General features: G+C 69.4%; 16 protein-coding genes. 12 read left to right on the top strand and 4 right to left on the bottom strand.

Features of this window, described 5'->3' with window-relative positions; translation table 11 throughout:
* From B4L26_RS13020 to holA, 11 genes are all read left to right on the top strand, one after another.
* Positions 1 to 458, top strand: a 458-nt coding sequence (locus tag B4L26_RS13020) for a VWA domain-containing protein (RefSeq protein ID WP_290719306.1), incomplete at its 5' end; no start/stop codon positions are given.
* Positions 459 to 560: 102 nt separating this feature from the next.
* Complete coding sequence (gene nadD, locus B4L26_RS13015) at positions 561 to 1,199, top strand: nicotinate-nucleotide adenylyltransferase (RefSeq protein ID WP_409563529.1); 639 nt, start codon at positions 561 to 563, stop codon at positions 1,197 to 1,199.
* Positions 1,200 to 1,212: 13 nt separating this feature from the next.
* On the top strand, positions 1,213 to 1,596 hold the full coding sequence (rsfS, locus tag B4L26_RS13010) for a ribosome silencing factor (RefSeq protein ID WP_290719302.1): 384 nt from the start codon (positions 1,213 to 1,215) through the stop codon (positions 1,594 to 1,596).
* Positions 1,593 to 2,294, top strand: coding sequence for a histidine phosphatase family protein (locus tag B4L26_RS13005; protein WP_290719300.1), 702 nt, complete (start codon positions 1,593 to 1,595; stop codon positions 2,292 to 2,294). The genes rsfS and B4L26_RS13005 overlap by 4 nt, the downstream gene beginning before the upstream one ends.
* Complete coding sequence (octT, locus tag B4L26_RS13000; RefSeq protein WP_290719298.1) at positions 2,294 to 3,079, top strand: diglucosylglycerate octanoyltransferase; 786 nt, start codon at positions 2,294 to 2,296, stop codon at positions 3,077 to 3,079. Before B4L26_RS13005 ends, octT begins: the two co-directional genes overlap by 1 nt.
* A gap of 9 nt (positions 3,080 to 3,088) precedes the next feature.
* Complete coding sequence (locus B4L26_RS12995; RefSeq protein WP_290719296.1) at positions 3,089 to 3,934, top strand: DegV family protein; 846 nt, start codon at positions 3,089 to 3,091, stop codon at positions 3,932 to 3,934.
* Positions 3,931 to 4,692: a hypothetical protein gene (locus B4L26_RS12990; RefSeq protein ID WP_290719294.1), complete on the top strand. Its 762-nt coding sequence runs from the start codon at positions 3,931 to 3,933 to the stop codon at positions 4,690 to 4,692. The genes B4L26_RS12995 and B4L26_RS12990 overlap by 4 nt, the downstream gene beginning before the upstream one ends.
* 110 nt (positions 4,693 to 4,802) lie before the next feature.
* Complete coding sequence (locus B4L26_RS12985) at positions 4,803 to 5,453, top strand: alpha/beta fold hydrolase (RefSeq protein ID WP_290719292.1); 651 nt, start codon at positions 4,803 to 4,805, stop codon at positions 5,451 to 5,453.
* Between the two features lie 99 nt (positions 5,454 to 5,552).
* Positions 5,553 to 6,611 (top strand): ComEA family DNA-binding protein, encoded by a 1,059-nt coding sequence (locus B4L26_RS12980; protein ID WP_290719290.1) that lies wholly within the window; start codon positions 5,553 to 5,555, stop codon positions 6,609 to 6,611.
* Positions 6,608 to 8,236: a ComEC/Rec2 family competence protein gene (locus tag B4L26_RS12975; protein WP_290719288.1), complete on the top strand. Its 1,629-nt coding sequence runs from the start codon at positions 6,608 to 6,610 to the stop codon at positions 8,234 to 8,236. The genes B4L26_RS12980 and B4L26_RS12975 overlap by 4 nt, the downstream gene beginning before the upstream one ends.
* Positions 8,148 to 9,110: a DNA polymerase III subunit delta gene (gene holA, locus B4L26_RS12970; protein WP_290719286.1), complete on the top strand. Its 963-nt coding sequence runs from the start codon at positions 8,148 to 8,150 to the stop codon at positions 9,108 to 9,110. The genes B4L26_RS12975 and holA overlap by 89 nt, the downstream gene beginning before the upstream one ends.
* Before the next feature lie 150 nt (positions 9,111 to 9,260).
* Here the strand turns inward: holA and rpsT are convergent, their stop codons facing one another.
* On the bottom strand, positions 9,261 to 9,521 hold the full coding sequence (gene rpsT, locus B4L26_RS12965) for a 30S ribosomal protein S20 (protein WP_290719284.1): 261 nt from the start codon (positions 9,519 to 9,521) through the stop codon (positions 9,261 to 9,263).
* 125 nt (positions 9,522 to 9,646) lie between these two features.
* Here rpsT and B4L26_RS12960 point away from each other — a divergent pair, with 125 nt between their 5' ends.
* A complete protein-coding gene (locus tag B4L26_RS12960; RefSeq protein WP_290719282.1) occupies positions 9,647 to 10,789 on the top strand; it encodes a sulfotransferase family protein in 1,143 nt (380 codons plus the stop codon).
* 45 nt (positions 10,790 to 10,834) lie between these two features.
* Here the strand turns inward: B4L26_RS12960 and B4L26_RS12955 are convergent, their stop codons facing one another.
* From B4L26_RS12955 to B4L26_RS12945, 3 genes are all read right to left on the bottom strand, one after another.
* Complete coding sequence (locus B4L26_RS12955) at positions 10,835 to 11,296, bottom strand: type II toxin-antitoxin system PemK/MazF family toxin (protein ID WP_409563421.1); 462 nt, start codon at positions 11,294 to 11,296, stop codon at positions 10,835 to 10,837.
* A 10-nt stretch (positions 11,297 to 11,306) separates the two neighbouring features.
* Entirely contained in the window at positions 11,307 to 11,690 is a 384-nt protein-coding gene (locus tag B4L26_RS12950; RefSeq protein WP_290719280.1) for a DUF4189 domain-containing protein, read from the bottom strand.
* An 83-nt stretch (positions 11,691 to 11,773) separates the two neighbouring features.
* Positions 11,774 to 12,204: alpha/beta family hydrolase (locus B4L26_RS12945; RefSeq protein WP_349680481.1), on the bottom strand; the 431-nt coding region annotated here is incomplete at its 5' end.

The raw sequence follows: 12,204 nt of genomic DNA, 5'->3' as shown, positions 1-12,204 counted from the left end.
ACGCGCTGCGCCAGCAGTTCTCCAAGGTGCGGGTGTTCGCGTTCGTCGACACCGTCGACGAGGTGACCGAGTACTTCGACCGCGGCCAGGCCGACGAGACGTTCGGTGAGGTCATGCACGAGATGGTCACGACGGCGCGGATCGCGACGCGCGACGGGCACTCCGACTACGGCCACATGCTCAAGGGTTTCGCGCGCGAATACCTCGACTCGCTGACCCACCGGGGTGCCCTGCTGATCCTCGGCGACGCGCGCAACAACTACCACTGGACCGAGACCGACTCGCTGCGCACACTCACCGAGCGGGTCCGGCACGCCTATTGGCTCAACCCCGAGCGGCGCGAGGAGTGGGGCACCGGCGACTCCGACGCCGACGTCTATGCCGAGGTCATCGACATGTACGAGTGCCGCAACGCGCAGCAGCTCGCCAAGGTGATCGGCGACCTGCTGCCGGTGTGAGCGGTAAGCTCATGCGCCATGTCAGCTGATGGTCGAGGGGCCAAGCGTACGGCCGCCGGGAGCGGAGCGAGCGGGGCCACGCGCAAACGCCGGATCGGCGTCATGGGCGGCACGTTCGACCCGATCCACAACGGGCACCTCGTTGCCGGTAGCGAGGTGGCGCACCGCTTTGGGCTCGACGAGGTCATGTTCGTCCCGACCGGGCAACCGTGGCAGAAGACCGGGCAGCAGGCGGGCACGGCCCGCGACGTCAGCCCGGCCGAGGATCGGTACCTGATGACGGTCATCGCCACCGCGTCGAACCCGCAGTTCTCCGTCAGTCGCGTCGATATCGACCGCGAGGGCAACACCTATACCGTCGATACCCTGCGCGACCTGAACCGCCAACTACCCGACGCCGAGCTGTACTTCATCACCGGTGCCGACGCATTGGAGTCGATCCTCTCGTGGCAGGACTTCGACGAGTTGTTCTCGCTGGCTCGCTTCATCGGCGTCAGCCGCCCGGGCTACGAGTTGTCGGCCAGCCATCTGGCCAAGCACCTGCGCGAGTTGCCGCCGGACACGTTGCAGATGCTGGAGATCCCGGCGCTGGCCATCTCGTCGACGGAGTGCCGTGCGCGCGCTGCCGCCGGGAAACCGGTCTGGTACCTCGTCCCCGACGGCGTCGTGCAGTACATCGCCAAGCGTGGGCTTTACCGGCGCTGGCCCCACCCCGGCCCGACTGTCTCGGCGCCCGGGTGAGACGCTGTAACCCATGACCGCAGCACCGGAATCGGTGGCCGCGGCCCGCATCGCCGGGGCCGCCGCTGCCGAGAAGCTCGCCACCGACGTCGTGGCCATCGACGTGTCCGAGCAGTTGGCCATCACCGATGTCTTCGTGATCGCGTCGGCCGACAACGAGCGCCAGGTGAACTCAATCGTCGACGAGGTCGAGGACAAGATGCGCGAGGCGGGCTTCAAACCCGCCCGACGAGAAGGTGCGCGCGAGGGCCGGTGGGCGCTGCTCGACTACGTCGACCTGGTCATCCACATCCTGCACGCCGACGAGCGCGAGTTCTACGCACTGGAGCGGTTGTGGAAGGACTGTCCGGCGATCGACCTTGAGCTCGGCGGGTCGGCGGAGGCGCCGACCCCGTGATCACGGGTCCCGACAGCCACGACACCAGCGTTGAGCGGCTCACGCCGGTGGTGCGTCGGCTGCTGCTGTGGCGCCACGGCGAGACTTTTTACAACGCGGCCAGCCGCATGCAGGGCCAACTCGACACCGATCTTTCCCCGCGCGGCCAGCGGCAGGCCGCCGCGGCCGCGGCGGCACTGGCGCAGCACGATCCGCTGTTGATCCGTTCCTCGGACCTGCGGCGCGCAGCGGAGACCGCAGATGAATTGGGTCGGCTTGCCGGGCTCACCGTCTCGCGTGACACCCGGCTGCGTGAGACGCATCTGGGGCAGTGGCAGGGGCTCACCCACGTCGAGGTCGACGAACGCGCACCGGGCGCTCGCCGGATCTGGCGCGACGATGCGACGTGGTCGCCGCCGGAGGGGGAGTCGCGCGTCGAGGTGGCCGCCCGCATCACCCCCGTCGTCGACGACCTCCTCGTCGAACTGCCCGAGTGGGGTAGTGGCGACCGACCGGAGGCGCCGGTGGTCCTCGTCGCCCACGGCGGGTGCATCGCGGCGCTGACGGCATCGCTGCTGGGTCTGCCGGTGGCGCACTGGCCGGCGCTCGGTGGCCTGGCCAATGCCGGTTGGGTGCAGTTGTCCGGGCACCAACTGGGATCGGTCGACGATCCGCCGAGGTGGCGGCTGGACGTGTGGAACAACGGGGTCGACGAGTAATGGGGGCGTCCGGAAACGACAAGACGATCGTCGTGTTATCCGACTCGCTGGCCTACTACGGCCCGCAGGGCGGTTTGTCGGCCGACGATGGGCGGATCTGGCCCAACATCGTCGGACAACGTCTGGGACGCCGGGTCGAGCTGTTCGGCCGGATCGGCTGGACCAGTCGCGATATCTGGTGGGCGATCACCCAGGATCCGCGGATCTGGGCCGCGTTGCCGCATGCCGAGGTCGTCGTGCTGGCGTATTGCGGGATGGACAGCCTGCCGTCGCCGCTGCCGACGGCGCTGCGCGAGCAGATCCGCTACCTGCGCCCCAACCGGCTGCGCCAGTGGGTCCGGGACGGCTACGGCTGGCTGCAACCACGGGCGTCGAAGCTGGGGTGGCCCCTGGCGCTACCGCCGCGCGTGACCGTCGAATACCTGGAGAAGGTCCGCTCGGCGATCGTCCAACTCCGGCCCGACCTGCCGATCGTGCTGTGTCTCATCCCGACGCACGCCAGCCCGTACTACGGCAACGTCCACAGCGGCCGGGTGGCGATGACGACGGCGATGGCCGACTGGGCGCGCGCCAACAACGTGCCCACCGTCGACTTCTATCCGGTGACCCGGGAGGAGTTCGCCGACCATCCGCAGGACATGAACCCCGACGGGATCCACTGGGGGTTCCGCTGCCATTCGGAGATCGCGGGGGTCGTCGTCGACGGTCTCACCGACCTGCTCGAATCCGTCCCGGACAGTCCCGACGACCGGAGTGCGGACAAACCCGGCGGGCCGACCCGCTAACGTAGACGCGTGCCCGTCGTCATCGTCACCGATTCGTCGTGTTGCCTGCCGTCTGAGATCGCCGATCGTTTCGATATCCGGCAGGTGCCCCTGCACGTCGTTTACGAAGGCCGGGACTACCGCGAGGGCATCGATGAGATCCCGCCGGGGTTGATTTCGACGCCGGGTGTGACGACGTCGGGTGCGATACCGGCCGACCTGGAAGAGGCCTTCGGTCAGGCACTCGAGGATTCGAAGGGCGACGGTGTCGTCGCCGTCCACATGTCCCGCAAGCTGTCGAGCACGTGGAGCGCGGCCCGGGTGGTGGCCGACAAATTCGACGGCCCGCTGCGCGTCGTCGATTCACGCTCGGTCGGTCTGGCCGTCGGCTTCACCGCCCTCGTCGCGGCGCAGGAGTCGGCGCGTGGCGGTGGCTGCGACCGTGTGTACGAGGCCGCGGTGCGCGAAGCGGCGACGATCGAATCGTTGATCGCGGTGTCCGATCTCGACCATCTGCGCGCGAGTGGACGGATCAGCGCCGCCAGCCGGATGCTCGGCTCGGCGTTGTCGATCAAACCGGTGCTGCACACCGTCGACGGTTCGCTCGCGCTGCGCGAACGGCACCGGACGTTCTCCAAGGCGCTGGCCAAGATGGTCGATTCCGCATGTGAGATCTCCGGGGCGCGACCGGTCGCGATCGGCGTCCAACACTGCAACGCACCCGAGGCCGCCGACGAGCTGATGAGCGAGTTGCTCCGACGTATCCCCGACGTCGTGACGTCGATGATCACACCGCTGGGCCCGGTGTTGAGCGTCCACGTCGGTGAGGGTGCCGTCGGTGTGACGATCGGCTCGACCCTGACCCCGATCGAATGAGCGGCACAAGAGCGGTAGTCGACGGCCGACCGCCGGCCTCGGCGGAGCGCAATGGACCGCTGACCAGGTTCTCCGAGCGGGTCTCGCGCGTCGTGGCGCCCCGGGCGCCCCGCGGTATCGAGCTGCCCGATCCGGTGTTGGGCCTTCAACTGACGTCCACCGCACCCGGGTCGTCGACGGGTCTCGCCGCGCGCATCGATTTCCCCACCGCGCCCAATGGACGCCCGTATTCGGTCCGCGAGATCGGGATCGAGTTCCCCGCGGGTTTTGGTGTCGAGTTCTCCGCGGTACCGCTCTACCGCGGATCGTCGCGGCGGCTGTTCTTCAGCCGGGCACGGCACCGCGCCGCCAGTGTCGTCGGGTCCGGTACTGCGCGCGTCGACTTCGGTATCCGCGGGATGGACAAGATCGGCCACCCGGTGCATGAGATCGTCCTGGGCGACGGCTGCTTCTACTCGTATGAGCACAACCGCATCAACGTCGGCCGGGGCAAGACGCTGACCGTCTTCCCGTTGGTGTTCACGACGCCGCTGGACTCGTCGGGATTCCTGTGGGAGATCGGCGAGGCGCCGAGTTTTCGCGGGCCCGACGGCTTGGACGCCCTGTTCCACGTGACCGTCGAGTTCGACGACACCGGACTGTTCCGCCTTCCCGACCGTGCACCCGAATCCGGGGCCTGGGAGTTCGTCATGACGTTCCGCTACTACAACGGGTCCCGCTCGCGCGTCGTCGTGCCGGTACCCGTCGAGTCGTCGTGACGGGTACCGCGCGTTCGGGAGGCGCTTCTTCCGTCGCATCCGTTGCGACCCGTGACGCTGCGAAGACGCTCCTCGGATTGCTTCCCGGCGGGCGGCGCTGGCCCCAGGGTGTGAACGACTGGCGGGGCCGCGGCGGCACGCCCGTCGTGCTGGTGCCGGGGTCGTTCGTGCCCGGCGAGTTCTACTGGCACCGGTTGGCCCCGGGTTTGATTGCCGACGGTCATCGCGTGTTCGCCTGCAACCTGCCGGGGTTCGGCACGCGCGAGCCGCAGACGATGGTCGCGGCATTGGCGGAATTCATCGAGCAGGTTCGCGAGTCGACCGGTGCCGAGCGTGTCGTGCTCGTCGGCCAGTCGTTCGGCGGAGTCATTATCCGCGATCTGCTGCGATCGGATGCGCCCGAGGTTGCCGGTGCCGTGCTGGTCAGCGCGCAGAACCACGGATTCCGGCCCGGGTGGGGAATGCTGTTCGGGGCGCCGGTGGTGAAGCGGATCGTCGGGGTGGTGTGCCCGATGGCGTTGCGCCTGATCCCCGGATCGCCGTACTTGGCATCGCTCGACGATACTGAGCCGCCAGTTCCGATGACCACCATCACCAGCACCCGCGATGCCTTTGCCGGCCCGGAATCGGTGGCCGTCGCCGGTGCCGACAACATCGTGCTGCAGGACCTGGACCAGAGGATCCGCAGCGGGCACATGCTGATCGGGTTCGACCCGGTGGCCGTCGACCTGATCCGCGCGGCGGTCTTGTCGGCGAGCTGAGCGCTTGGAGTTTTCCACAGTTCTGGGTTGTCCACAGGCGCGGGTCGGTGAGGGCCCTGCGGGGCTCGTCGCGTCGCTGGCCGGCCTTACCGTCTGGCCATGGGGATACGACGGACAGTCGAACCGGCGGTGGTGCGGCAGCGACTCGAACGCCTGGCGGCGCCGCCGGTGCCGGTGGACGACGACGAGCCGTGGGCCGATCCGGAGCCGGATGCAGGCGAGGATCGTCGAGACGATGGTGGTGCCGCGGAGCCGCCGGGTGTGGGAATCAGTACGCCGCGCTGGCTCGACCCCGCCGGATGGCCCGGTTCCGGCAGTCGTGAGTCCGCCGACGCCTTCAGTCTCGCCGATCTCGCTGACCGCGATGGTGGCGAGTACGGCGGCGAGGCCGACGACGAGTGGCAGGGCGATGGGCCGCGCCATCGGCTGATCCCGGCACCGCCGGCGGCAGTAGCCCTGGTCGGCGTCGGAGTCCTCGCCACGCTCGTCGCCGCTTTCTTCGCGTTGCGAGCGCCGTCGGACACGGTGCCCGTCGTCGCGTTTCCGCCCTCGGCGGGGCCGACGGTACCGGGCTCCGCGGCACCGACATCGGTCGACGGGCCCGTGCCGCAAGGGGAGTCGGGTGGACCGGTGGCGCCCGCGCGGATCGTCGTCAGCGTGGTCGGCCTCGTCCGCCGCCCAGGTCTGGTCCGGCTACGGCCGCAGTCGCGGGTCGCCGAGGCAGTGGCCGCCGCGGGTGGGCCGACATCGGGCGCCGATATGGTCTCACTCAACCTCGCGCGACCACTTCGCGACGGTGATCAGGTCGTCGTCGGGTTGGCCGCGGCGCCCGGTCGTGCCGGGTTGCGCAGTGCGGTCATTGGAGTGAATGAGACCGCGACGGGTCCGCCGGCCTCGGGCGGTCCGTCGCAGGGTGGTCCGTCGCCGGGCGGCGCGACCGATGCAGGGTCGACGGGCGGGAAGATCGACCTCAACACGGCGACGGCGGAGCAGCTCGACGCCCTGCCCGGCGTGGGTCCGGTGACGGCCAAGGCGATAGTCGACTGGCGTACGAGCAACGGCGGATTCAGCTCCGTCGATCAGCTGGCCGAGGTCGACGGAATCGGTCCGGCACGGCTGCAACGCCTGCGCGGATTGGTGACCGTCGGAGGGCGGTGACGGTGGCCGCAGAGGGGGTTCCCGTACTCGACCTGCGCCTGGCCTGTCCGGCGGCCGCGTGCTGGTCAGTCACGTGGATCGGGCTCGAGCACTCCAGGTCGGCGCTGACGGTGACGATCCTGGTCGCCATCGGCCTGTTGGTGTCTGGCGTTCTCGCCGGTGTCGCGCGCGGGTGGCAACCACCATCGCGCGGGCGATGGTTCGGCATGCGGACGTGGTTTGGCACGTCGCTCGTCGTGGCCACCGCCGGTCTCGCCTTCGGTACCGGTGTTGCGCTCCTTGTCCGTGCCGACCGGGTCGACGCCCACCCACTGCGGCAACTCGACGGCGGCTCAGTAGCCGTCGTGCTCAGTGCGACCGAGGATCCGCGGGTCAGCGGCGCGAATCCCGATCTCGTGTGGGTGCGGGCGCGGGTGCATGCCGCGGACGGCCGCACGGTAACACCGGCCGATGTGCTGGTGTTCGCCTCGTCGCAGTCGGACAAATGGCTGGGCCTGAGGGTCGGGGAGAGGGTGCGAGCACTGGTCACGGTGCGGGTGCCCGACGGACGGGGGCTGGTGGTGGCCGCCCTTACGGCGCGGGGGCCGCCGACGCAGATCAGCGAGGCGCCGGGCTACCTCCGGTTAGCGGAGACGGTGCGCTCCCGATTCCGCGAGCTGTGTGCGACTGCCCTCGGACACCGTAAGGCGGGCCTCTTGCCCGGGCTGGTCGTCGGCGATACGAGCGCCGGGGAGGCGACGGTCGACGAGCAGTTCCGCCGAGCCGGGCTCACCCATCTGTTGGCGGTGTCGGGAGCGAACTTCGCACTCATCGTCGGTATGGCGGTGTTGCTCGCCGGAGTGATCGGCGGGTCCGTGCGATTGACCGTCGGCGCAGGCCTCCTCGCTACCGTCGGATTCGCCGTGTTGGTCCAACTGTCGCCGAGCGTGATTCGAGCGGCCGCAATGGGCGGGATCGGTCTGCTCGCGATGGCGGCGTCGCGACGGCGAGCGGCGATGCCGGCCTTGGCTGCTGCCGTCGTCGTGGCGCTGCTGGTGTGGCCCGGGCTCGCCGTCGACGTCGGGTTCGCGATGTCGGTGGCGGCGACGGCGGCGCTCATCGCCGTCTCGCCGCGGCTGCGCGACCGATTGGTCGACCGGGGTATGCCGCGCGGGATCGCGGATGCGGTGGCGATGGCGACGGTGGCCTATCTGGTGACCGCCCCGCTGGTCGCCGCGATCTCCGGCCAGATCAGCGTGACTGCGGTCATCGCGAACCTGCTCGTTGCCCCGGCCGTCCCGGTGGCGACGCTGTTGGGAGCGGCAGCGATGCTGTTGGCCGCACCCGGTGTGCCGGTCCTGTCGGCGGCCGCGGCCGTCTTGGTCGCGGCGTGCGCGCCGGCTCTGTGGTGGATTCTCACCGTCGCCCGGTGGCTGGGCGGTCCGTGGGCGACGATCCCAGCCGCTCCGGCGTCGCTGCTCGGCATTGGGGGTGCTGTGCTCGTCGTGGGCGCGGTACGGCACCGACGGACCGGTCCGCATCTGGCACGATTGAGGCGTGACGCAACCGCTGCATCTGCTCCTTGGCGACAACGACTTCCTGATCGAGCGCGCCGTCTCGCAGGTCGTCTCCGACGCCGGGCGTGACAGCAGCGAGCCGGTTCCGTTGACCACGGTGCGCGCTGGTGATGTCACAGCTGCCGAACTGGCCGAGCTGCTCAGTCCGTCGCTTTTCGGCGAGTCGCGCGTGATCGTCTTCGACGACGCCGATGAGGCGGGCAAAGAACCGGCCGCGGTGATCACGTCGACGCTGGGTGCCATACCCGAGGGGATCAGCCTGGTCGTCGTGCACTCGGGCGGCGGCCGGACCAAGGCGATGGTCGGGGAGCTGCGCGGGGCCGGCGCGGTGGAGGTGGACTGTGCCACCCCGAAGTGGCCATCCGACCGCGCCGACTTCGTCCGCCGCGAGTTTCAGGCGACCGGCGTCCGCGTGTCGCGCGATGTCGTGGAGTTGATGCTCGCCAACGTCGGTTCGGATCTTCGGGAGCTGGCGTCGGCGGTCAGTCAGCTTGTCGCCGATACGGGCGGCAAAGTCACCGAGGCGGCGGTCGAGACGTACTACTCGGGGCGCGCCGAGGTACGCGGCTTCGAGATCGCCGACAAGGCTGTCACCGGCGATCGCGCCGGGGCGCTGGAGGCGTTGGCGTGGGCGATGCACCACGGGACCCCGCGGGTCATTCTGGCCGACGCCCTGGCCGAGGCCGTCCACGGGATCGCCCGCGTGCGGGGGATCGGGTCGGCAAGCCCGCAATCTGCGGCATCACAGCTGGGGATGCCGCCGAGCCGCGTGAAGAAGCTACAGGCCCAGGCGGCGGCGTGGGACAACGCGTCGATCGGAGCCGCAGCGGTCGTCGTCGCCAAGCTCAACGGCGATGTCAAGGGGCAGGCTGCCGACGCCGACTACAGCCTGGAGCACGCCGTTTCCACCGTGGCCGGGCTGCGCCCGCGTCGCAGTCGCTGAAAGACGCGCAACCACTACGCTTCCCCACAACTACTACGGTTGCTCCGGTAGTTGTTGGCGGGACCCGTAGCGGTTGTGGGGGAGTGAGCAGTACGCAAATCACCCCGGTGACCGCGTGGTCGTCACCGGGGTGGTTTGGAACTGATCAGATCAGAGCTTGTTGACGGCCAACGCCATGGCCGACTTCTTGTTGGCAGCCTGGTTGGCGTGGATGACGCCCTTGGTGGCCGCCTTGTCGAGCTCACGGCTGGTCGAGACGAGCAGCTCGCCGGCCTTGCCCTTGTCGCCGGCCTCGACGGCCTCGCGGAAGTGACGGATGGAGGTGCGAAGGGCGGAGCGAACCGACTGGTTGCGTCGACGCGCCTTCTCATTGGTCTTATTGCGCTTGACCTGCGATTTGATGTTTGCCACGCGAGTTTTTCCTCTAGTTAGATCTGGGTTGACACCGACCGACGACTTTACCAGCCGCCCCGCGCCCCACCCAAATCGCGAGGCAGCCCCACCGGGGCCGTGCACCGGAAATTAGGGTGGGCGCTATGTCAGTCGTGTTCGTCCATATCGGGTTGCCCAAGACCGGGACCACCTATCTGCAGGATCGGTTGTGGCGCAACCGGGATCGCGCGCTGGGCGTCGGCCTGTGCTATCCCGGCGACGGGATCGACGACCACTTCCACGCCGCCGCACACCTGCAGCCCAAGCGGTACCTGGACTGGGTCGATCCCGAGCACGCGGGTGCCTGGCCGACGATGGTCGCGCAGATGCGTGCCTGGCCGGGGACGAGCCTGGTGTCGCACGAGTTGCTGGCGACGGCCAACCGGGAGCAGATCGCCCGATTCGTCGGCGATCTGGACTTCGCCGACGAGGTGCACGTCATCGCCACCGTCCGCGACCTCGCGCGCCAGCTGCCGTCGGCGTGGCAGGAGAACGTGAAGAACCAGCGCCGTGGCACGTTCGACGAATTCGTCGACGCCGTGGCGGCGCGGGCAGATTCGGCCGACCTGAGCCACGGCGAGGAGGGGCCGTTCTGGGAGTTCCAGGACTACGTCCGCATCCTCGACGACTGGAGCAGCGCGGTGCCGGAGGGCAACATCCACCTCGTCACCGTGCCGCGCAAGGGCGCCGACACCAGTCTGTGGGAGCGCTTCCTCGGCGTGCTCAGCGTCGACGAATCGGCGTTGTCGGAGCCGATCGAGAGCGCCAACTCGTCGTTGTCGGCGGCCCAGGCGGAATTTCTGCGCCGACTCAACGACCGCCTGCAGCCCAGCGAGATCGAGTGGGCGCGGTACGAGCGGATCGTCAAGGGCGAGTTGATCGGGGAAGTCCTGTTCGCCGGGGAGCGCGGCGCACCGCAGGGCCTCTCGACCGAGCAGCGGTATTGGGCGGCCCGCCGGGCCAGGGCGATGACGGCTGCGGTCTCCGCGCGCGGGTACGACCTCGTGGGGGATCTCGATGACCTGGCCGTCGCCGAGCAGGCCGGTGCCGACGCGCAGTCGCCGTCGCAGCAGGACGTGCTCGACGCGGCACTCGACGCGCTGGCCGGCATGGTGAAGATTGCCCCGATGCCGGCGCCGCAACCGCAGTGGTCGTCGGCGGCGCGCAACGTCGTGCGCAAGGCTCGTCGGCGGGCCGTCGGCGTGCGCAATCGTGTGCGTCAGAGCCGCGCGAGGCGAGGGCGCTAGTCACCGGCGGGTGCACGGCGCTAATCACCCGGGCGTGCGCGGGCGCTACCGCCAGCCGTAGTGCGTGCGCAGTTCGACGGCGATCGTCTCGAATCGACTCCGGTCCAACACGGCGCCCTCGCGCCGGATGTGATCGGCGACGATGACGAGCACGCGGTCCAGGCGTACGAAGCTGGGACGGTGGTCGGTATCCCACACGCCGGCGCCCAGGGCTCGCCAGTTCGGTTCGCCGGCGTGGTAGTCCTTGCTCGAGAGCATGAGTCCGAGCACATGGTCGGGCTCACGATCGTGCGCATCGCGCCCGACGATCAGGACCGGTCGGTCCTTCCCCTGAGTCGCGTCTTCCTCGAAGGGAACCCACGTCCACACGACCTCACCCGGATCGGCATCCCCGTCAAGATTCGGGGAGTACACGATTGCGCGGGCGACGCTTGCCGTGGCCGACGTGCGCAGAACAGACGAGCGCGGGGCCGCACCCCGTGAGTGCGGCCCCATGGCGTCAGACATGTGGACTCGATTATCGGGTGGTGCAGGCGTAGGCGCGGATGTGCGAACCCGGTCCGGCCTTGGCCCGCGCGGCGTTCTCGGCGGCCGCCCGCGTCGGGTACCCGCTGGCGCGGCCGATGACGGTCCGGTAGCCGAAGCGGTAGGCGATCGCGCCGCACGAGTTGTAGAAGGTGAAATAGCCGCAGGACCCGCAGGTGCCCTTGGCTGCGCGGATGGCGGCGCCGGCGTTCGGATAGTCGACCGCGTACCCGGTGTTGCCCTGCCAGCCCCACGAGATGGCGCCCCAGTTGTATTCGTAGGCCTTGGCGTCCGGGGTAGCGGACGGGAGGAGGGTTCCAGTCGCAGCGATGGTCGCGGCGACACCGAGGGTGGCGAAGATGCGGCGATTGATCATGGGAGAGACGATAACGCAGCCCGTTGGAAGGGACGAATCGAACTAGGTCGTTCGACCTAGTTTACGGCGTTCGGCGCTGTGTCTCAGCGGCGGAGGATCACCTCGTCGACCGCATCGGCGGCCAGCGCGGCGACCTCGGTGCGCGCGGGATTGAGCGCGTGTGGTGCGGCGACGGTGACGATCCGTGTGGGGGCGTTGATGAGCGCAACGGCCGCCGCTATCTCCTCCGACGATGCGAACGGGTCGGTACGCCCGTGGACGACGACGGTCGGCACCGCGATAGCGCCCAGGTGCTCGGTTCGCAAGCGCTCGGGTTTGCCAGGCGGGTGCAGGGGATAGGAACTGAGGAGCAGCCCGCCGGCAAGACCGGGCTGCTCGGCGACGAGCATCGAGGCCTGCCGGCCGCCGTAGGAATGGCCGCCGACGATGAGCGGTGCGCTACACAGCGCGCCGATCGCCGCACATGCCGCGGCGATGCCGTCGCGGTCGCGCGCGGCGTCGGCCCGGTAGAAGC

The organism is Gordonia sp. UBA7599, assembly GCA_002477755.1.
Lineage (GTDB): Bacteria > Actinomycetota > Actinomycetes > Mycobacteriales > Mycobacteriaceae > Gordonia.
Note: the sequence above shows the minus strand (reverse complement) of the source record. Positions and strands in the feature narration are given on the sequence as shown.